Annotated in this window: 19 protein-coding genes and 1 tRNA gene; 9 read left to right on the top strand and 11 right to left on the bottom strand. The window is 67.3% G+C overall.

Annotated elements, in window-relative coordinates; genetic code table 11:
- Positions 1-68: 68 nt before the first annotated feature.
- From QE363_RS09325 to pdhA, 3 genes are all read right to left on the bottom strand, one after another.
- Positions 69-761 carry a squalene/phytoene synthase family protein gene (locus QE363_RS09325; protein ID WP_309694635.1) on the bottom strand — a complete coding sequence of 231 codons (693 nt, stop codon included), beginning with the start codon at positions 759-761 and terminating at the stop codon, positions 69-71.
- 87 nt (positions 762-848) lie between these two features.
- Positions 849-2,279, bottom strand: coding sequence for a pyruvate dehydrogenase complex E1 component subunit beta (locus tag QE363_RS09320; protein WP_309694633.1), 1,431 nt, complete (start codon positions 2,277-2,279; stop codon positions 849-851).
- A gap of 1 nt (position 2,280) precedes the next feature.
- On the bottom strand, positions 2,281-3,324 hold the full coding sequence (gene pdhA / locus QE363_RS09315; protein ID WP_294235726.1) for a pyruvate dehydrogenase (acetyl-transferring) E1 component subunit alpha: 1,044 nt from the start codon (positions 3,322-3,324) through the stop codon (positions 2,281-2,283).
- Positions 3,325-3,495: 171 nt separating this feature from the next.
- Between pdhA and QE363_RS09310 the strand changes: the two genes are divergently transcribed.
- The 3 genes from QE363_RS09310 to QE363_RS09300 are packed head-to-tail and all read left to right on the top strand — an operon-like array spanning position 3,496 to position 7,033.
- On the top strand, positions 3,496-4,848 hold the full coding sequence (locus QE363_RS09310) for an MFS transporter (protein ID WP_309694631.1): 1,353 nt from the start codon (positions 3,496-3,498) through the stop codon (positions 4,846-4,848).
- Positions 4,845-5,765: a cysteine synthase A gene (cysK, locus tag QE363_RS09305; protein ID WP_294235727.1), complete on the top strand. Its 921-nt coding sequence runs from the start codon at positions 4,845-4,847 to the stop codon at positions 5,763-5,765. Before QE363_RS09310 ends, cysK begins: the two co-directional genes overlap by 4 nt.
- A complete protein-coding gene (locus tag QE363_RS09300; RefSeq protein WP_309694629.1) occupies positions 5,762-7,033 on the top strand; it encodes a cell wall hydrolase in 1,272 nt (423 codons plus the stop codon). Before cysK ends, QE363_RS09300 begins: the two co-directional genes overlap by 4 nt.
- A 248-nt stretch (positions 7,034-7,281) precedes the next feature.
- On the opposite strand, the gene QE363_RS09295 is transcribed toward QE363_RS09300, so the two are convergent.
- From QE363_RS09295 to QE363_RS09280, 4 genes are read right to left on the bottom strand one after another with little or no spacing between them, the layout of a single operon-like run.
- Positions 7,282-7,692: a MerR family DNA-binding transcriptional regulator gene (locus QE363_RS09295; RefSeq protein ID WP_309694627.1), complete on the bottom strand. Its 411-nt coding sequence runs from the start codon at positions 7,690-7,692 to the stop codon at positions 7,282-7,284.
- A gap of 33 nt (positions 7,693-7,725) precedes the next feature.
- Complete coding sequence (locus QE363_RS09290) at positions 7,726-8,235, bottom strand: hypothetical protein (RefSeq protein WP_309694625.1); 510 nt, start codon at positions 8,233-8,235, stop codon at positions 7,726-7,728.
- Positions 8,232-8,594, bottom strand: coding sequence for a phosphoribosyl-AMP cyclohydrolase (gene hisI, locus QE363_RS09285; RefSeq protein WP_307098050.1), 363 nt, complete (start codon positions 8,592-8,594; stop codon positions 8,232-8,234). Before hisI ends, QE363_RS09290 begins: the two co-directional genes overlap by 4 nt.
- Before the next feature lie 41 nt (positions 8,595-8,635).
- Positions 8,636-8,887: a Rho termination factor gene (locus QE363_RS09280; RefSeq protein ID WP_307098049.1), complete on the bottom strand. Its 252-nt coding sequence runs from the start codon at positions 8,885-8,887 to the stop codon at positions 8,636-8,638.
- A gap of 144 nt (positions 8,888-9,031) precedes the next feature.
- Between QE363_RS09280 and purF the strand changes: the two genes are divergently transcribed.
- Positions 9,032-10,483 (top strand): amidophosphoribosyltransferase, encoded by a 1,452-nt coding sequence (purF, locus tag QE363_RS09275; RefSeq protein WP_307098048.1) that lies wholly within the window; start codon positions 9,032-9,034, stop codon positions 10,481-10,483.
- Positions 10,483-11,193 carry an SDR family NAD(P)-dependent oxidoreductase gene (locus QE363_RS09270; RefSeq protein WP_309694621.1) on the top strand — a complete coding sequence of 237 codons (711 nt, stop codon included), beginning with the start codon at positions 10,483-10,485 and terminating at the stop codon, positions 11,191-11,193. Before purF ends, QE363_RS09270 begins: the two co-directional genes overlap by 1 nt.
- A gap of 122 nt (positions 11,194-11,315) precedes the next feature.
- Here the strand turns inward: QE363_RS09270 and QE363_RS09265 are convergent, their stop codons facing one another.
- From QE363_RS09265 to QE363_RS09250, 4 genes are read right to left on the bottom strand one after another with little or no spacing between them, the layout of a single operon-like run.
- Complete coding sequence (locus QE363_RS09265; protein ID WP_309694619.1) at positions 11,316-12,290, bottom strand: AAA family ATPase; 975 nt, start codon at positions 12,288-12,290, stop codon at positions 11,316-11,318.
- Positions 12,291-12,294: 4 nt separating this feature from the next.
- Positions 12,295-13,467 carry a D-alanyl-D-alanine carboxypeptidase family protein gene (locus QE363_RS09260; protein ID WP_309694618.1) on the bottom strand — a complete coding sequence of 391 codons (1,173 nt, stop codon included), beginning with the start codon at positions 13,465-13,467 and terminating at the stop codon, positions 12,295-12,297.
- A 31-nt stretch (positions 13,468-13,498) separates the two neighbouring features.
- Positions 13,499-14,173 (bottom strand): septal ring lytic transglycosylase RlpA family protein, encoded by a 675-nt coding sequence (locus QE363_RS09255; RefSeq protein ID WP_309694616.1) that lies wholly within the window; start codon positions 14,171-14,173, stop codon positions 13,499-13,501.
- On the bottom strand, positions 14,157-15,200 hold the full coding sequence (locus tag QE363_RS09250) for a lytic transglycosylase domain-containing protein (RefSeq protein ID WP_405052634.1): 1,044 nt from the start codon (positions 15,198-15,200) through the stop codon (positions 14,157-14,159). The genes QE363_RS09255 and QE363_RS09250 overlap by 17 nt, the downstream gene beginning before the upstream one ends.
- Before the next feature lie 159 nt (positions 15,201-15,359).
- On the opposite strand from QE363_RS09250, the gene QE363_RS09245 reads away from it, so the two are divergent.
- From QE363_RS09245 to QE363_RS09230, 4 genes are all read left to right on the top strand, one after another.
- Positions 15,360-15,449: transfer RNA gene (locus QE363_RS09245), tRNA-Ser, on the top strand.
- 458 nt (positions 15,450-15,907) lie between these two features.
- Positions 15,908-17,905 carry an EAL domain-containing protein gene (locus QE363_RS09240; protein ID WP_309694614.1) on the top strand — a complete coding sequence of 666 codons (1,998 nt, stop codon included), beginning with the start codon at positions 15,908-15,910 and terminating at the stop codon, positions 17,903-17,905.
- A gap of 328 nt (positions 17,906-18,233) precedes the next feature.
- Positions 18,234-19,295, top strand: a complete 1,062-nt coding sequence (locus QE363_RS09235) for an AraC family transcriptional regulator (protein ID WP_309694612.1) — start codon at positions 18,234-18,236, stop codon at positions 19,293-19,295.
- Between the two features lie 96 nt (positions 19,296-19,391).
- Positions 19,392-20,474, top strand: a complete 1,083-nt coding sequence (locus QE363_RS09230; protein WP_309694610.1) for an efflux RND transporter periplasmic adaptor subunit — start codon at positions 19,392-19,394, stop codon at positions 20,472-20,474.
- Position 20,475: the final 1 nt, after the last annotated feature.

The following is a 20,475-nucleotide window of genomic DNA, read 5'->3' as shown; positions in this document are numbered from 1 at the left end:
CCACAGTCTGCATAGAAACTGGACCCCGGCCTTCGCCGGGGTACGGCTACGTCGCAATGCAAAGGACGTCAGCGCCCCGTCAAACCATGCCACGCCAGCCGCGCGGCGCGGAGGGGATGGCCCGGCAGGCGGTCCGGGTGGCGCAGACCTTCACGGGCCAGGACGCCCAGGCCGCTCAACCCTCGCGACCCTCGTGCCCGCTTCGGCAACAGCGCGGTGTCCAGTTCGCCCAGGGCCTGTGCGCCGATTCGATCCGCCAGCGGCTTGTCGCTGATATGCCCGGCCAGATCGGCCTTGGCCCAGGCGATCCCGAGAGGTTCCCACCCCTCGCCACCCAGCAACCGCCCGATCGAGGCGAACAACACGCCCCCGCGCGCCTGCGCATGGCGGGCGACACGTTCGTCATCCAGCGGCTCGCCGTCATCGAGCAGCGCCTCCCACCCCTCGATCATCGGTGCCAGATCCGCGCCCCGCACTCCGGCGGGCAGGACCGCCACCGCCAGCCGCTGCAACACCGGATGCGCAGGGGCAGGCTCGCGGTCGAGCTTTTCCAGCGCCTCATACCACCAGGTCAACCGCATCTGGCCGATCATCGGCTCGGTCGTGCTTTGCAGGATCGAAGCAAGTTGATGGTCGAGGTCCAGCAGCGCCGCGAACCCCTCGCGCGCGGCGGCGGGCGCATAGCCCACCGCCAGCGCCTGTTCGCGCATCACCGCTTCGATGGCGGGCGGGGGCGTCGGGATGGCGGGGGCATCGGTCATCCCCTGCCCTTCGCACGAATGAACCCCATGAAAAAGGGCCTCCCGGTCTCCCGGAAGGCCCCCTTTAAATCATAAGGAACCCACGGCTTAGCCGCGATAGGTGACCTTCTTGACCGCCGCGACGACCTTGTTCGCGTCGACCAGCGCCAGCTTTTCGAGGTTGGCGGCATAAGGCAGCGGCACGTCCTCGTTGGTGACGCGCAGCACCGGCGCGTCGAGGTCGTCGAACCCTTCTTCCATCACGACGGCGGTGATTTCCGACGCGATCGAGCAGGTCGGCCAGCCTTCCTCGACCACGACCAGGCGATTGGTCTTGGCGAGCGACTTCAGCACCGTCTTGGTGTCGAGCGGACGCAGCGTGCGCAGGTCGATGACCTCCGCATCGATGCCCTCGGCGGCCAGCTTCTCGGCGGCTTCGAGCGCGACGCCCACGCCGATCGAGTAGGAGACGAGCGTGACGTCCTTGCCCTCGCGCATGATCCGCGCCTTGCCGATCGGCAGGACGAAATCGTCGAGCTTGGGCACGTCGAACGACCGGCCGTACATCAGCTCGTTCTCGAGGAAGACGACCGGGTCTTCCGACCGGATCGCGGCCTTCAGCAGACCCTTGGCATCGGCCGCGTCATAGGGCGCGATCACGATCAGGCCGGGGACGCTCGCATACCACGGGCCGTAATTCTGCGAGTGCTGCGCGCCGACGCGGCTGGCGGCACCGTTGGGACCACGGAACACGATCGGGCAGCGCATCTGGCCGCCGGACATATAGTTGGTCTTGGCGGCCGAGTTGATGATGTGGTCGATCGCCTGCATGGCGAAGTTGAACGTCATGAACTCGATGACCGGACGCAGGCCGCCCATCGCGGCGCCCGTGCCGACACCGGCAAAGCCATATTCGGTGATCGGCGTGTCGATCACGCGACGGTCGCCGAACTCGTCCAGCAGGCCCTGCGTGACCTTGTACGCGCCCTGATACTGGGCGACTTCCTCGCCCATCACGAAGACGCGGTCGTCGGCGCGCATTTCCTCGGCCATCGCATCGCGCAGCGCTTCGCGGACGGTGAGCTTCACCATCTCGGTGCCTTCCGGGATTTCCGGCGAGGCGGGCGCTTCCTGCTCGGCGGCAGCGACCAGCTTCTGCGTGCCGCTTTCCTGCTCGGCGGCGGCGGCACCTTCCGGCATCGGCGGCGAGTTGGAGTCGGTCGCTTCGTTCTTCGGCGCGGCATTGGCGGCCTCGCCCGAACGGCTGCCCGAGGCAGCGGCGGTCGCGACGTCCTCGCCCTCTTCGGCCAGCAGCGCGATGGCGGTGCCGACCTTCACATTGTCGGTGCCTTCGACGACGATGATCTTGGCGATCACGCCCTCATCGACGGCCTCGAATTCCATCGTCGCCTTGTCGGTCTCGATCTCGGCCATGATGTCGCCGGACTTGACCGTATCGCCTTCCTTCACGAGCCACTTGGCGAGCGTGCCCTCTTCCATGGTCGGCGAAAGGGCCGGCATCTTGATCTCGATCGCCATCTTAGTAACGCTCCACCAGCACTTCAGTGTAGAGTTCAGCCACATCGGGCTCGGGGGTCTGCTCGGCGAAATCGGCCGCTTCGTTGACCTGCTTGCGAATGTCCTGCTCCAGGACCTTCAGATCGGCTTCGGTCACGCCCTGCGCTTCGAGCAGCTTCTTGACGTGGTCGATCGGATCGGACTTGTCGCGCACGCCCTGCACTTCCTCGCGGCTGCGATACTTGGCGGGGTCGGACATCGAGTGGCCGCGATAGCGATAGGTCTTCATCTCGAGGATGACCGGGCCCTTGCCCGCGCGGACCCAGGCCAGCGCCTCTTCGGCGGCACCGCGGCAAGCCAGCACGTCCATGCCGTCGACCTGGATGCCGGGGATGCGGAAGCTCTCGCCACGGCGATACAGCTGATCCTCGGACGAGGCGCGGTTGACTGCCGTGCCCATGGCATACTGGTTGTTCTCGATCACGAAGATGATCGGGAGCTTCCACAGCTCGGCCATGTTGAAGCTTTCGTACACCTGGCCCTGATTGGCCGCGCCGTCGCCGAAATAGGCGAGGCAGACGCCGCCATCATTGCTGTACTTGTGCCCGAACGCCAGGCCGGTGCCCAGCGACACCTGCGCGCCCACGATGCCGTGGCCGCCATAGAATTTATGCTCGGTCGAGAACATGTGCATCGACCCGCCCTTGCCCTTGGAGATGCCGGCGGCACGCCCCGTAAGCTCGGCCATGATGACCTTGGGATCGATGCCATAGGCCAGCATGTGGCCATGGTCGCGGTAACCGGTGATCACCGAGTCCTTGTCGCCGTCGAGCGCCGACTGGAGGCCCACCGCCACGGCTTCCTGGCCGATATACAGGTGGCAGAAACCGCCGATCAGGCCGAGGCCGTAGAGCTGGCCCGCCTTTTCTTCGAAGCGGCGGATCAGGAGCATCTGCTTGTAGAAATCCAGCAACTGTTCCTTGGTAGCCTGGAACGGTTGCGGTTCGGCGGGACGCTCCCGATTGGGAATGGGGGGCTCGCTGGTACGGCTTGGAGCTTTTGCCACAGTCGGGAACACCTTTGTTTCCGTTAGGGAAGGATGGACGCCTATTGGCGTGCTTTGTCATGAAACTCAATTCCCCCTCTTAATTCCCATTCGGACAGAAGGAATTTAGCGGAGAATAGCTTTGCCTCGGTTGCCTTGTCGGCGCGCCGCAGCCTACAACGCTCGCCGACCATGGATAGACCCAAACACCCGTTCCGCATCGCCAATTTCCGCAGCTACTGGCTGTCGCGGTTCAGCGGGACCATCGCGGTATCCGCCATGTCGATCGTCATCGGATGGCAGGTGTACAATCTGGCGCGCGAGACGATGGACGTCCGGCAGGCCGCCTTCATGCTGGGCATGATCGGCTTCGCGCAGTTCGTGCCGCTGTTCCTGCTGACCCCGATCACCGGCCTCGTCGCCGACAGCGTCGACCGGCGCTGGATCGTGCGGGCGACGACCGGGCTGCTGGTGCTGACCGCCGCGAGCCTCTGGTTCCTGACCTGGTCGGGGCATCTGACGCTGGGGGCGCTGTTCACCGCCGCCGTCGCCTTCGGCATCGCGCGGGCCTTTTCGGGACCGGCCTATTCGTCGCTCGCCCCCAATCTGGTCCCGCGCGAGAGCCTGCCCACCGCCATCGCGGTCAGTTCGATCGCGTGGCAGGTCGGCACCATCGCCGGGCCGAGCGTCGGCGGGCTGCTCTATGCGATCCATCCCGAATTCGCCTATGGCGTCGCCACCTTGTTGTTCGCCGTCGCGCTGCTGTGCATCTTCCTGATCGGCCCGGTGCCGCAGCCGCCCGCGCAGACCGACCGCCGCCCGCTGACCCGAATCGTCGAGGGGTTCAGCTATGTCCGCCGCAACCGGCTGGTCCAGGCGGCGATCACGCTCGACCTGTTCGCGGTGCTGCTGGCGGGCGCGACCTCGCTGCTGCCGGTCTATGCGCGCGACATATTGCATGTCGGGTCGCAGGGTCTGGGCGTGCTGGCGGCGGGCATGGGCATCGGCGCGGCGACCACCGCGATCTGGTTCTCGTTCAAGCCGATGACCAGCAATGTCGGGGTCAAGATGCTGATCGCCGTCGTGGTCTTCGGCCTGTCGATCCTGACCTTCGGCATCGCCAGCCATGTGACCGGCGCCTTGGGGCTCCAGAGCGGCACGATGGCGCTGGGCGGCGTGAACCTGTTCGTCCACCCCGCCTTCCTGCTGAGCCTCGCCGCGCTGATCTGCGCGGGCGGTGCGGACATGGTGTCGGTCTATGTCCGCCAGTCGCTGATCCAGCTCCACACCCCCGATGCGATGCGCGGGCGGGTGAGCGCGGTGTCGCAGCTGACCATCTCCGCCTCCAACGAACTGGGCGAATTCGAGAGCGGGGTCATGGCTTCGATCCTCGGCCCCGTCGGCGCGGTGGTGTTCGGCGGGCTGGGCGCGATCGGCGTCACCCTGCTCTGGTCGCGGCTGTTCCCGGAACTCCGGCGGGCGCGAACCTTTGATCCGCCTGAAATCCTTGCAACCGAACCAACCCACGGAGAAGCCAAGCCATGAAGGCCAACACCATCCTGGAAACGATCGGCAACACGCCGCATGTGAAGATCCAGCGGCTGTTCCCCGGATCGGAGGTCTGGATCAAGTCGGAACGCTCCAATCCCGGCGGCTCGATCAAGGACCGCATCGCGCTCGCCATGATCGAAGCGGCGGAGGCCAGCGGCGAGCTGAAGCCCGGCGGCACCATCGTCGAGCCGACCAGCGGCAATACCGGCGTCGGCCTGGCGATGGTCGCCGCGGTCAAGGGTTACAAGCTGATCCTCGTCATGCCCGAGTCCATGTCGATCGAGCGTCGCCGCCTGATGCTGGCTTATGGCGCGACCTTCGACCTGACCCCGCGTGAAAAGGGCATGAAGGGCGCGATCGAGCGCGCGCTGGAAATCGTGCGCGAGACGCCGGGCGCCTGGATGCCGCAGCAGTTCGAGAATCCCGCGAATATCGACGTCCATGTCCGCACGACGGCACAGGAAATCCTGAACGACTTCCGCGATTCGCCGATCGACGTCATCATCACCGGCGTCGGCACCGGCGGCCATATCACCGGCGTCGCCGAGACGCTGAAGAAGGAATGGCCGCAGCTGAAGGTCTATGCGGTCGAACCCGCCGCCTCGCCGGTCATCCAGGGCGGCCAGCCGGGCCCGCACCCGATCCAGGGCATCGGCGCGGGCTTCATCCCCGCCAATCTCCACACCCAGGCGATCGACGGGGTGATCGAGGTCGACGCCAATGTCGCCAAGGACATGGCCCGCCGCTCCGCCCGCGAAGAGGGGCTGCTGGTCGGCATCTCGTCGGGCGCGACGCTGGCCGCGATCCTGCAGAAGCTGCCCGACCTGCCCGAGGGCGTTCGCGTGCTCGGCTTCAACTATGACACGGGCGAGCGTTATCTGTCGGTGCCGGACTTCCTGCCCGAACAGTGAGCGATTTGTCCCGGCCGCGCGGCGGCATCCGCGCGGCGCTGTTTGCCATCGCCGGTACGGCCAGCGTCGTACCGGCTTTGCTCGTGGCGAACGCTCCCGCCATACCGAAAGCGCACCGCACCGCCACCGAGCGGCTGCGGCAGGTCCCGCGCGTGGTGCCGCCCGCCGAGCTTCCGCCGGTCGAGCCGGTGTCGTTCATCGACATGACGCCCGACGAGGCGCGCGCCTATAACGAAGGCGTCCCCTTCTCGACCGATCCCAACCCGGCCGCCCGCCCCTTCGTCTTTCGGGGCACGGCGGAGGACAAGGCGCGCGCGCTCGACTGTCTGGCGGCGGGCGTGCTGTACGAGGCGGGCGACGATGCCAAGGGCGAGCAGGCGGTCGCGCAGGTCGTGCTCAACCGGCTGCGTCACCCGGCCTTCCCCAAGACGGTGTGCGGCGTGGTGTTCGAGGGGCAGGAGCGCAGCACCGGCTGCCAGTTCACCTTCACCTGCGACGGCGCGCTGACCAAGTGGCAACCGCCCGAGGCGGCCTGGACCCTCGCCCGCCAGATCGCCGCAATGGCGCTGAACGGCAAGGTCTTCCGCCCCGTGGGCCATGCCACCCATTACCATACCGACTGGGTCGTCCCCTATTGGCAGGCCAGCCTCGACAAGGTCGCGCGGGTCGGATCGCATCTGTTCTTCCGCTGGGCGGGCTGGTGGGGCACCCCGCCCGCCTTCAACCGGCACCAGGTCGCGGGCGAGCCGGTCATCGAAGCCCTCGCCCCCTTCTCGCCGCCGCATCGGGCGGGCACCGACGCGACCGACGAAGCGGGGGCCTCGCTGGCCGAGGGGGCGGTGGCGGGTGGAACACTGGCCCCGCTGGCGAGCGACCCGGACATGTTCCTCGTCACCCTGCCCACCGGCCTGGCGCCCGAGGGCTTCGCCGCCTTCGCGCTGACCCTGTGCGGCGAGCGCAAGCATTGCACGGTCATGGCCTGGCGCGACGCCGCCGCCACCCCGCGCGCCGTGCCGCTGGCCCCGACGCAGCTGGAGACGATGGCGTTCAGCTATCTGCGCGATCCGACCACCGGGCTGGAGCGGACGCTGTGGAACTGTACCCTCTATCCAGCGATGCGGGGGCCACGCTGCATGAAGCGGCAGACGCTGACCGTCATACCCGTGCCTGCGGCGACCCCGACGCCCCAGCCCGCCGCGGCACCAGCACCAGGCGAACTCGGCGGCGTGAGACGCGCCAGTGGGCCATCGTCCGAAGGAAAACCGTAGGACGCCTGGGCCCGTCCAGCCCAATCCCGTCCCCCCACACCCGTTCAGCCTGAGCGAAGTCGAAGGCCAAGGGAAAACCTCTCCGACACCACCATGGGACGACGGCCCGCTTGTCGGGAGCACGTGAAATCGCTTGCGGCCAGCGCCGGGCGTGGCCTTCGACTTCGCTCAGGCTGAACGGAAGTTGGGGAATGGGGGATGGCCGCCGTATCGCGCCCATCGGCATGGCGCGCGCCTGTCCCCCGCTCTCAATCGCGATGCGTTTCCACCAGCGTCACGAACTCCGCCAGTTCCGCGATCGCGGCATCGATGTCGTGCTTCTGCGCCTGCAGGGCCTCGATCTTGGCGGTGCAGCGGGCGATCGTCACCTCGCGCTGCTGGCGGCGGCCGTCGCCCAGATCGTACAGGTCGATCATCTCGCGTATCTCGGCCAGGCTGAACCCCACCCGCTTGCCGCGCAGGATCCAGGCGAGGCGCGCCCGGTCGCGCGGCGAATAGATGCGCTGCGTCCCCCGCCGCTCGGGCGAGATCAGGCCCTCATCCTCATAGAAGCGCAGCGCGCGGGCGGTGACGCCGAACTCGCCGCACAATTCGGTGATGCTGTACGTGTCGCGGTCGGGTTCGGGCGGGGACACGGGATGGGCAGCGACCTTGGCCATGATGCCGGAGGCTAGGGTCCGTTTACGTCAACGTCAATCGCCGCAAAGCGCCGCGCCGTCCGCGCTGCGCAGCGTCCGCGCCTCCGCCACCGACCGGCTGATCCGTTCGACGATCAGCGCCGAAAGGCTCGCGCGTCCCGTACACAGCGAGGCGCAGGGCGCAGGCAGCGTCGCGGGGAACTGGATATCATCGCCGTCGAACCGCGCGGTGAAGCGACAGCCGCCCAGCGTCACCGCCAGGTCGCGCCCCGAGCGTTTGAGCGTGCCGCGTGCGGTACACCCCTGCCCCTCGCCATAATCCAGCATCACGCCGATCCGCCATGATGCGTCCGACCCGCCATCGCCGGGCGGCAGGATGCACATCCGGTCCGAATCGCGCGCCCACATGCCCTCCAGCGGGACGACCGCCGGATCGGCGACGAGGCCTGCGGCGATGCTGGCGGCCTCCAGTTGCTCGCCCGCCGCATTGTCGGCATCGCCGGTGCCCGAACCGCAGGCCGCCAGCGCGGCGGCGAGCATCAGGCCCGCCCAGCCCCGTCTCACGCGACCGGCACCAGCCCGTCGCCCTCGATCCGCCGGAAGAAGCAGCTGCGCGCGCCCGTGTGACAGGCCGGACCAGCGGGGTCGCAGATCAGCCAGAGCGCATCCTGGTCGCAGTCGATCCGCATCTCCACAACGCGCAGGACATGGTTCGAGCTTTCGCCCTTCTTCCACAACCGTCCCCGGCTGCGCGACCAGAAATGCGCCTCGCCGGTGGTCCGCGTGGCTTCCAATGCCTCGGCATTCATATGCGCGACCATCAACAGGTCGCCGCTCACGCGGTCGGTGGCGATCGCGGTCAGCAATCCGTTGGCGTCGAATTTGGGGTCGAGCGTCAGCCCGGTGTCACGATGGTCGGCCATGGCGGCGTGATCTAGCCGCAACCGCGCCGCCTTCCAACCCGTCAGCCGTGATCCCGAATCGCGGCGATCAACGCCGCCTTGTCCATCTTCGACCGCCCCGCAATGCCGATCCTGCGCGCTTCCTTCAGCAGGTCGTCCTTGGTCCGATCCTCCAGATGGGTCGCGCGGTGGTCCAGGCTGCCCTTGGCCTTGGCATTGGCGATTCTTGCCGCCTTTTCCTTGGATTGGCCCTGCTTGCGCAGCTCCTCGTACAGGGCGTCATCCTTGACCTGGGGTCCGTGGTCGCGCGCCATATGACATCTCCTGTTTTCGGTGCCGAAACGCAGCCTCCCCGAAAATGATCCCGTCAACCATGACAAACAGGCGACAAACGCGGATGACGTTCCTATATGCGCCCCGTCTGCCCCTTAGTTGCGAACGTTGCGAGCGCCTCTCCCATGCTGACCACCCATCCTTTCGACGACGACAAACTCCGCGAGGAATGCGGCATCTTCGGCGTGTCCGGCGCCAGCGGCGCGGCCGCGCTGACCGCGCTCGGCCTACACGCGCTCCAGCATCGCGGGCAGGAAGCCGCGGGCATCACCAGCTTCGACGGCGCGCTGTTCCACACCCACCGCGCGATGGGTCACGTCGCGGGCAATTTCGACCGCGACGACGTCATCCGCGGCCTGCCGGGCGATGTCGCCTGCGGCCATGTCCGCTACTCGACCACCGGCGAGACCGCGCTGCGCAACGTCCAGCCGCTCTATGCCGACCTGTCGACCGGCGGCTTCGCCATCGCGCATAACGGCAATATTTCCAATGCGATGAAGCTGCGTCGCGAGCTCGTGCGTCGCGGTTCGATCTTCCAGTCGACCAGCGATACCGAGACGATCATCCATCTGGTCGCGACCTCGAACTATCGCACCCTGCTCGATCGTTTCATCGATGCGCTGAAGCAGGTCGAGGGCGCCTATTCGCTGATCGTGATGACCCCTGAGGGCATGATCGCCTGCCGCGATCCGCTGGGCATCCGGCCGCTGGTCATGGGTCGCCTGGACGGCGCGGTGATCTTCGCCTCGGAGACGGTGGCGCTCGACGTGTGCGGCGCGACCTTCGAGCGCGCGGTCGAGCCGGGCGAGCTGGTCATCGTGCAGGGCACCGAAATCCGCTCGATCCGCCCCTTCCAGGCGGTCGATGCGCGTCCTTGCATCTTCGAGTGGGTCTATTTCAGCCGCCCCGATTCGATCGCGGGCGATCAGTCGGTCTATTCGGTGCGCAAGGAAATCGGCGCGCAGCTGGCCATCGAGGCGCCGGTCGATGCCGATCTGGTCATCCCGGTCCCCGATTCGGGCGTCCCCGCCGCGATCGGCTATGCCCAGCAGTCGGGCATTCCGTTCGAACTGGGCATCATCCGCTCGCACTATGTCGGCCGCACCTTCATCCAGCCGGGCGACAAGGTCCGCCATCTGGGCGTCAAGCTGAAGCACAATGCCAATCGCGCGCTGATCCAGGGCAAGAAGATCGTGCTGATCGACGATTCGATCGTGCGCGGCACCACCAGCCTGAAGATCGTGCAGATGATGCGCGAGGCGGGCGCGGCCGAGGTGCATATGCGCATCGCGTCGCCCCCGACCCGCCATAGCTGCTTCTACGGCGTCGACACCCCCGAGCGGGCCAAGCTGCTGGCCGCCAAGCTCGACCTGGGCGGGATGACCGACTTCATCCATGCCGACAGCCTGTCCTTCGTCTCGATCGAGGGGCTGTACAAGGCGCTGAACGCGGCGCGTGACGGCAAGCCCAGCTATTGCGACGCCTGCTTCACCGGCGATTATCCGACCACGCTGACCGACCATGACGAGACGGCGCCGGTCGACCAGTTCCAGATGCTGGCCGAGCGGGTCGCCTGATGACGGGCGCGCTGTCGGGCAAGCTGGCGCTGGTCACCGGCGCCAGCCGGGGGATCGGTGCCGCCACGGCCATCGCGCTCGGCGCGCAAGGCGCCCATGTCGTCCTGACGGCGCGCACCCCCAAGGGGCTGGAAGAGGTCGAGGAGACCATCTTCAACGCGGGCGGATCGGCCACCATCGCGCCGCTCGACCTGACGGAGAATGAGTCGATCGGGCGGCTGGCCGGCGCGATCGGCGAGCGCTGGCAGGCTCTCGACATCCTCGTGCTGAACGCCGGGATGCTGGGATCGCTGGCCGCCGTGCCCGCGATCGATCCCAAGGAATTTGCCCGCGTCCTGACCCTGAACGTCAGCGCGCAGGCCGCGATGATCTCCGCCTTCGACCCGATGCTCCGCCGGTCGAAGGGCGCGCGGGTGATCGGCGTCACCTCTTCGGTCGGACGCCGCCCCCGCGCCTATTGGGGAGCCTATGGCGCCTCCAAGGCGGCGTTCGAGACGCTGCTCGGCGCCTATGGTGACGAGACGGCCGAGATCAGCGCGATCCGCACTGCCATCGTCGATCCGGGCGCGACCCGTACGCAGATGCGCGCCAAGGCCTATCCGGGCGAAGACCCGGCATCGGTCAAGGCGCCCGAAATGGTGGCGGAGCGGATCACCGCGCTGGCGATCGACGGCTTCGCGCCGGGGCATTTCGAGCGGGTGGGTCTGTAACAGGCCATTTGGCTGGCGGTGATGCGTGGGCTTCGACTTCGCTCAGCCTGAACGGCTGAAGGGAAAAGCCCTTGCCTCGACCTCCGTTCAGGCTGAGCGAAGTCGAAGCCCAAGGGCAACCCTCACCGCAAGGTTGCGATGATCCCCGCCATCTCGAACACCGTCCCCTGCGCATCCAGCGACAGCCCGCGCGCCGCGCCCGCCAGATCCTGCGCGGCGGCATAGGCATCCAGCGCAACCTTCAAGGCAGGCCCCGACCGCGTCTGCGCCCGGCCTGCGATGAACGCGGGCACCCGGTCCAGAAACGCCTCGTAGCGCGCCTGTGCGGCCTTGCCCGCCAGCGCCTTGGCCAGCTTGACCCGCTCGGCATTGCCCGGATCACCGCTCTCGGCAATGCGCGCGATCGCCGCGTCGAGCCCGGCAATGTCCAGCCCGGCAAAGCGCAGCGCACGGCCCGGCGCGCCGTTGGCAGCGGCGACCAACGCGGCGATCTCGTCCTCCTCGGCCTCGGGCAATTGTCCGCGCAGCACCGTGGCGACCTCGCCGTCGGACAGCCGCTCGAAACGTAGCAACCGGCATCGCGAGCGGATGGTGGGCAGCAACCGTCCCGGCGCATGGCTGACCAGCAGGAACAGGGTGCCCGCGGGCGGCTCCTCCAGATTCTTGAGCAGCGCATTGGCGCCGCCCCGCTCCAGATCGTCGATCGCGTCGATCAGGACGACCCGCGCCGGGCCCATGGCGGGGGCGGTCGCGAACATCGGCTGGAGCGTGCGGACCTGCGCGATGGTGATCGACCGCGCCAGATCCTGATCGGGCTTGTCCGCATCCTTGGGCAGCCGCGCCAGCACACGGAAATCGGGATGCGACCCCGCCTCCATCAGCCGGGCGGTCGGATGGTCGTCGGGCACGACGAGGCCGGGGGGCAAGCCCCCCTGCCCGCCCGCCCGAGCCAGGACGCGCCTGGCCGCCGCGCGCGCGAAGGCTGCCTTGCCGACGCCCTCCGGCCCGGCCAGCAGCCAGGCATGGTGCAGCTTGGCGCCCCCCAGCGCGGCGGCAAAGGCGGCCTGCGCCGCCGCATTGCCGACCGGCAGGTTCATGCGATCACCCGAAGAACGAGGTCAGCCCGGCCCAGGCGCGTCCGAAGAACCCGGCTTCGCCGACATCCTTGTCCGCGACCAGCGGCAGGCGCTGGGCGGGCATGTCGGGCGAGCTGACGACCAAGTCGGCAATATGCTGGCCCGCCTTGATCGGGGCCTTGATCGGGCCCTGATAGACGACCTTGGCGCTCAGCTCCGGGTCGAGCCCCGCGGGGAGCGTCACGGTCAGCTGGCGCGGCGCGACCAGGCCGACGCTGCTCGACGATCCCATCTGGACTTCGGCATCGGCAACCTTCTTGCCCTGCGCCACGACGGGCTTGGCCTGCCAGGCGCGGAAGCCCCAGTTCATGAACTTCACCGATTCCTCGGCCCGCGCGCCGAAGCTGTTCAGCCCGGCGACGACCATCACCAGACGGCGGCCATTCTGCTCGGCCGATCCGGTGAAGCCGTAACCCGCCTCCTCGGTATGCCCGGTCTTCAGGCCGTCGGCCCCCGCGACGCGACCCAGCAGCGGATCGCGGTTCGCCTGGGTGATGGCGTTGCCGCCCATCGTCTTGCCCCAGGAGAAATCGCGGCGCGAATAGAATTGCTTGTAGAGCTTGGGGAAGTCCTCGATCGTGTGCTCGGCCAGGTTGGCCAGGTCACGCGCGGTGACATAGGTCACGCCGCCGTCGGGCCAGCCGTTCGAGGTACCGAAATGGCTGTTGGTCAGCCCGATCTGCTTGGCGGTGCGGTTCATCCGCTCGACGAAGTTCGGCTCGGTCCCCGCGATATGCTCGGCCAGCACGACGCAGGCGTCGTTGCCCGACAGGGTGACGATGCCATAGAGCAGGTTGGCGACGCTGACCTGCTCGCCGGGCGACAGGAACATGGTCGACCCCGCCTGCGGGCCATGCCACTTCTTCCAGGTCTCGGGCTGGACCGTGACCATGTCGTCCAGCTTCAGCTGGCCCTTCTTCACCAGGTCGAAGGCGACATAGACCGTCATCATCTTCGCCAGCGAGGCGGGCGGCATCCGGCGATCGGCGTCCCGCTGGAACAGCACCGCGCCCGACGACAGGTCCTTCATGAACGCGACCGGCGCGGGGGTATCGAATTGCGGCGCGGCCGCGATCGAGGGATAGGCCAGCGCGACGAGAGCGAGCGGGGCGGCGAGCGATGCGAACAGGGTCTTCATGGATGTTCCGTGACCAAAGGGAGGTAGGAGGTCAATCCTGATGCAGGATGCGGGCGTCGTCATAACCCGCCTGTGCCGCCGCGTCACGCAGGGCTTTGGCGGAATCGGCATTCAGTGACGACCGTTCGACGCGCCAGACCCGGCCGACCCGGTGCGCCCGCGCCTCGAAGCGGCGGGCCAGCGCTTCGGCCCGAGGCTGGCTGGAGAAGCTGGCGATCTGAACGCGGTAGCGCGCCTGCGGATCGAGCGAGATGGGCTTGGCGACCGGCGGCACCGCGCTGGCCCCCGCCAGCACCAGGCCGGGATTGTCCGCGCCGGTCCGCAGCGCGCGCAACCGGATATGGGCCACCGCCCGCCGGTTCGTCCCGAGCAGCCGCGCCGCGCCCAGCGACAGGTCGGCCAGCCGGTCGGCGCGGCCCGGCCCGCGATCGCCGACCCGCGCCACGATCGTCCGGCCGGTGTCGATGTCGGTCACCTCGACCATCGAATCCAGCGGCAGGCTGCGATGCGCGATCATCACGTCGTCGGGATCGAACCGCCGCCCCGTCGCGGTCCGCCGACCCGCCAGTTCATGGCCGTACCAACTGGCATGGCCGCTCGCCTGATAACTGCCGTAGCGCGACGCCGGCGCCTCCTCCGCCCGGACCGGCGCGGCGAACCCCGCGACCAGCGCCGCCAGGGCCAGGATCTCAGCCCGCAATCGCATCGGCCAGCAGGCCCACCGACAAGGCGTAGAAGTTGGAGCAGTTGTAATCCAGGATGACGCGGTAATTGCCGGTCAGCAGATAGGCGGTCCGCCCCGGCCCGTCGGGCTCCATCAGCGTGGCCAGCACCTGATCGCCGGGCCAGGCGGTGCCCTGCGGCACGATGCCCAGCGCGCGCCATTCGGCCATGGTCCGCCACCCGCTATGCCGCTCGAACACCCGCGGGCAGCGCGGGCTGACCAGCCGGTTGCGGACCTGCGACTGATCGAACCCGGCCGGCACCGTCACCGCAAAGCCCCAGGGCTGGCCCGCCCGCCAACCGGCATTGACGAAATAATTGCCGATCGAGGCCAGCGTATCGGCCTCGCTGTTCCAGATGTCGGCGCGACCGTCGCCATCGCCGTCGCGCGCGAGGCGCAGATAGATGGACGGCAGGAACTGCGGATTGCCCGTCGCCCCGGCCCAGCTGCCCTTCAGCTGTTCGCGGCTGACGCCGCGGTCCATCATCTTGAGCGCGGCGATGAACTCACCCTCGAACAAGGGACGACGCCGCCCCTCATAGGCCAGGCTGGCGAGCGAGCGCAGCAGGTCGAAATTGCCGGTATAGGCGCCGTAATTGGTCTCATGGCCCCAGATCGCAACCATGATCGATTCGGGCACGCCCGTCTCGCGCTCGATCCGCGACAGGCGCGGGCGCTGCGCCAGATATTTGCTGCGCCCCCGGCCGATCCGCGCGGCATCGACATGCGCGGCCTTATAGGGCGCAAAGGGGCTGAAGCCGGTATTGCTCGGGCCGCCCGGCTGACGACGGTCGAGTTCGATGACGCGGGTGTTGAGTGTCAGCGTCGGCAGCACGGCGTCCAGCGTCGCGCGGCTGACCCCCTGCGCGCTCGCGGTGCCGCGCACCTGTTGCAGATAGCTCTGGAAACCCGCCTCGTCCTGCGCAAGCGCGGGCGTGCTGCCGACCAGCAGAGCCAGAGCCGATGAAATGCCGAGGCGCCTCACGCGCCGGGTAATGTCCCCCCACATGCGGCCTGTTTGCCATAGCGACGGCGGAACCGGAACCTCGCGTCACCGCGCGCATGGCACGGATCACCCGCGGATGGCGAGATTGTCCCATTCGGACGGGCCCAAATCCAAGGGTGGATTCGCCGCCCGGCTTGGCGTACAGGCCCCTTCCGCCGATCCGGAAGAGTGGCCGAGCGGTTTAAGGCACCGGTCTTGAAAACCGGCGATGGTGCAAGCCATCCGTGGGTTCGAATCCCACCTCTTCCGCCATGACCCTGCATCGATACGCTCCTAACGTCTCCAATCCCTCGTAAACGCGGGGTTGTCGTGGATGCATGGCGGGGTACATCACTTTGATCGACACGGCGGAGCGACGCGGGAAGCCATACGGGATGGCCAAATCAGATAGCCTATGCCCGCACCGGGTCGAAATCCTGACGCATGAAATTCCGGGTCGACGGCAAGGTGAAGCTGCTGACGTTCGTGGCGGCGGGCCAAGGGGCCCCCGCCTCCGGTCGGTGTAATTGCTTGCGCACCGCACTCTCGGCGAAACGCAAGTCTTTGAAATGGCTCGACTCAATTTTCAGTTAGGATCGCAGGTTTAAACTCTCGGTCAAAACCGGGGCCATTTCACAACATTTCGCTCAGTTTCGGCCACTGTTAGCACAGCATATACCTTACACATGCGAAACGAAGCATCTATTCCGAGTTCGTCACGGTGATTGCTCATGCCCTCCTCCCGCCACACGCAATTTGATCTCCCTGTGGCGAAAATCCCAGACGAGCTTTCTGCGCCTATCGTCCTGGACCAGATCGCCGAGATCAAGAGCTGCGTCCGGGTCGCCATACCGGTCAATATGATGCTCGGCATGGTCAACCTTCTGGTCGCGATCAGGAGCGAGCTCGCGCTCTACGGCATCGTCTGGTTCGTCGCCTCGCTCACCGTGAACCTCGTGCGTCTCTATCTTTGCTATCTGCCGGCCCCGGACGTGGGACAGGTTTCCGGCCGGCGGTCGCCGCTGCGATCGATCGCCGTGCAGAGATATCTCATGTGGGCAGGAGCGCTGCTTTCGGGACTGGTATGGGCCTGGGTTCCGATCCTGTGCGCCGGTTACACCTCGCCGCAGTCGCTCTTCTATCTGACCGTCGTATGCGGCGTCACCGCAGGGGCCGTCACCCATGGCACGCCCGACGCCCGCACGCCCCTGTGCTTCATCCTACCGGCTCTGGCATCCGTCGTCATCTGCCTGTTGGTGGCAGGAGGGTTCGAGCGGGCTTGCATCGCCTTCACCACGATCGTTTACATGGCCGCCCTCTCGCGCAGCTCCATTCGCGCCGAAAAAACGTTCAAAGCGCTCAGCCGCGCCAAGCACGAAGCCACGACGAACGCCGCGGCCCTTTCCGCGGCGCACGATCATTCGCTGCACATCATCGACATCATGCGATATCGCGCAACGCATGACGACCTGACGGGCTTGCTCAACCGATCCGGTTTTCTCTCCGAGGTCGAGGAACACATGAAGGCGGGGCCGGATGCCTATTGCCTGATGTTCATCGACCTGGACGGCTTCAAGGCCGTCAACGACGTCTATGGTCACCGCAAAGGCGACCAAGTGCTGATAGAGGCGGCCAGGCGGCTTCAGGCCCAGACCCACGGCAAAAGCCTTCTCGCGCGCATGGGCGGTGACGAGTTCGCCATCTTCCTCCCCGTCATGGCATTTCAAGAGGCCACCGACCTCGCACAGGCTGTCATCGGCGCCCTGTCGGTTCACATGGACGGCGTCGATACGGGTGCGCTGGGGGCCAGCATCGGGATCGTCATGAGCCTTCAGGCGGACCTGGCCGATGTCCTGGCCTGTGCCGACGAAGCCCTTTACGCCGCCAAGAATGGAGGCCGGAACCGCTATCACGTCTTCGACAACGAGTTGCGCGAACGACTGGAGATGCGCCGCGACCTCGAACGCGACCTCCCCCGCCATCTCGAGGACGGATCGCTGGATGTCTGGTTCCAGCCCATCTTCGCGCTCGGCCACAGATTGCCGAACACGATCGAAGCCCTGCTGCGCTGGCGGCATCCGCAGCATGGCTGGATCTCCCCGGAAAATGTGGTCCGCCTGGCCGCGATCAACGGACACGCCGAACCCCTGCTCCGTTTCGTGCTGCACCGTGCCAGCCAACTTCTGGAGGCCCTGGTCCAAGCCGGACTGAAGGAGATCAAGGTTGCGATCAACATATCGCCGCGCGAGATGGCGCAACTGTCGGTCGACACCATCATCCTGGAGCATTTCGAGGCGCTTGGCCTCGCGCCTTCCTTGCTCGACGTTGAAATCACGGAGGAAACCGCCTTCGAGACCAAGGCCATACAACATAAGATACAATCGCTGTCCAAGGCGGGCGTGACGATCAGTCTGGATGATTTCGGCGTGGGCTATTCGTCGCTGGAGGCTCTGCGCCATCGCCGGGTCGATCGCATCAAGATCGATCGAAGCTTCGTATCCAACATCACCCGGTCGCCCGAGGACCAGCATCTGGTCAGCGCCATCATCGATTATGGTCGAAAATTCGACCTCGAAGTCGTGATCGAAGGCATCGAGACGCGCGAGGATTATGCGATGATACAGGGTCTGGGCGGCCACCTCTTCCAGGGATATTATCTGGCCCGCCCCGTGCCTGAATCCGACTTGCTGGATTATCTCCTGGCCCGTGAGATCGAACCTTTCGGGTAATAGGTTGCCTCCCCTTCATACCGCAGGCGATACACGCTGATTTTCTACAGGGTTCGGGGGCGCGAAGATCAGATATTGCCGGGAGCGGATCATCTGCCCCCTGGTCGGATGCGATGATGGTATGAAGAGGTCGCGATCGCTGTCCAACCCTCTTCTTCTCCGCCGCCGCTCTCGCTGCCACCGTCATCCTCCGGCTGTGATCAACGAGTCTTGCCCCCAAGCCAGCCCTTCCTCTTGACACCATCGCGCCGCCGCTTTCTATCGACGGGTCGATAGGGCATTTTCGCCCCTCGCCCCCTATCCTCCAGGAAAGACCCGCTCGCGCATCATGGAAGCCTGGCTGCACGGCGGCATCGTGACGTTGCTCGGACTGGCGGTCGCGCTGTTTCTCAGCGAGGCGCCGACCCGGCCCAGCCGCTATGGCGCGGCGCTGGCCTTGGCCGCGCTGCTGGCGGAATTGGCCGGGCTGCCTTTCGTGCAGGACCGGGCGATGCTGGCCACGGTGCTGCGGGTCGCGGGATCGGCCAGCCTGCCGCTGTTCTGGCTGTTCGCCCGTTCGTGGTTCGACGACAATTTTCGGCCCGGCGTCGCGGAACTGGCATGTGCGCTGGGCTATCTCGGCCTGAGTGCGGCGGTGATCGGTGGCGGGCATGCGGCGCAGGCGGAGCTTCATCCGCTTGACGGCCTGCTCTACATCGCCGGGGTCGCCCTTGCCGTCGATACGCTGCGTCATGCCTGGCGGAACCGGGCGAGCGATCTGGTCGAGGCGCGGCGGCGCGCGCGGGTCGCCTTCATCGTCATCGTCACGATGGTCATCCTCTGGACGATCGGTGCGGAGGTCATCGGACGCGCGCTGGGCGGTTTCGCCATGGCCGGTATCGTCGGCGCGATCGGCATGCTGACGGGGATATTCGGGCTGGCGCTGCTGCTGTTCGGGTTGCGCCACCCAGACATGTTCGCATCCGCCTCGCCCGAGCGCGCGCCGTCCCTGCCGAGCGCCGCCGATCCCTCCCCGCCCCAGGATCTGGACGAGCCGCTCGTGCGTGCACTGGACATGGCGATGACGCAGGAGCGGCTGTACCGCGCGCCCGACCTGACCATCGGCGCCATCGCCACGCATCTGGGGGTGCCGGAATATCGGGTCCGGCGGCTGGTCAACGGCCGGTTCGGTCATCGCAACATCAGCGATTATCTGAACGGCCTGCGCGTGGCCGAGGTCTGCGCCGCGCTGGCCGACCCCGATCAGGCCGAGGTGCCGATCCTGACCATCGCGATGGATGCGGGCTTTGGCAGCCTGGCGGTCTTCAATCGCAGCTTCAAGGCGCGCCAGGGAGAGACGCCCAGCGCCTATCGCCGCCGCCATCTGGACACGACGCCCCCGTCCGACTGATCGATTTCGGAATCGATCGGTCGAAATCCGAAATCCGGGAGGCGCCGGGCCGCTTCCTCGCCATGGCGCCCCCATTCCGATCCCGAGGGGGCCGCCATGCCATTTGCCCGCACGCATCGCATCGTCGCGATGCTGTTTCCCATATCCGCCCTGGTCGCGGGAGGCTGTTCGTCGCCGCCGCCGCCCCAGCCCGATCGCAACGTGGCGATCGTGGATATCGTCCCGGTCCATGCCGCAGGCGACGCGTTGCGCGAGTTCAGCGGCGTCGTGCGCCCCTATGGCGAGACGATGCTGGCGTTCAAGCGGCCGGGCCGGGTGCTCGCGCTGACGGTCCGGGTCGGCGATCGCGTCAGCGCCGGACAGGTGCTCGGTCGCCTGGGCCAGGCCGAAGCCGATGCCGGGGTGGCCCAAGCCTCGGCCGAGCTGGCCGCCGCCACCGCCGATGCGCAAGGCGCGCGGGACGCGGCGAACCGTGCGCAGGGGCTGGACGGCCTGGGTGCGCTGTCGAGCGCCGAGGTCCGCCAGCGGGCTCTGACCGCCCGCGCCGCCGACGCCAGGGTGGCGGTCGCCGCCGCCGCCGTCCGACGCAGCCGGGATATGCGGTCCGACGCCATGCTCGTCGCGCCGCAGGATGGGGTCGTCACCGCCAGGCTGGCCGAACCGGGCAGCGTCGTCGATGCGGGCACCACGGTCCTGAAGCTGGCGAGCGGCCCGTCCGAGGTGGAGATCCACGCCCCCGCCGATGTCCGCCTGACGCCCGGCATGATGGCCGATGTCCACAGCCCCGGCCAGGCCATGGCGGTCACCGCCCGGTTGCGCCTCGTATCGCCCGAGGGCGATCCAGCCTCGCATCTGCGCGACGCCCGCTTCAGGCTGAACGGAGCCGGGTCGCCGCCCTATAACAGCATGGTGACGCTCAGCCTGCGAGCGTCGGTTCCGGCCCAGCGGATTCGCGTGCCCCTGTCCGCGATCGCCGATCGAGCCGGGCGGCCCTATGTCTGGACGATCCTGCCGGACAGGCGCATCCGGCGGCAGCCGGTCCGGATCACCGAATGGATCGGACAGGATGCGCTGGTCACGGGACTGCACGATGGACAGTCGGTCGTCGCCACCGCCGCCGATACGCTGGTCGACGGACAAAGCGTGGTCGCGGCCGGTATCGAGCCGGGATTCCATTGAT

It is taken from the genome of Sphingomonas sp. SORGH_AS_0870 (assembly GCF_031453175.1).
GTDB lineage: Bacteria > Pseudomonadota > Alphaproteobacteria > Sphingomonadales > Sphingomonadaceae > Sphingomonas.
The sequence above is the reverse complement of the archived record's forward strand: the minus strand, read 5'-3'. Positions and strand labels throughout refer to the sequence as shown.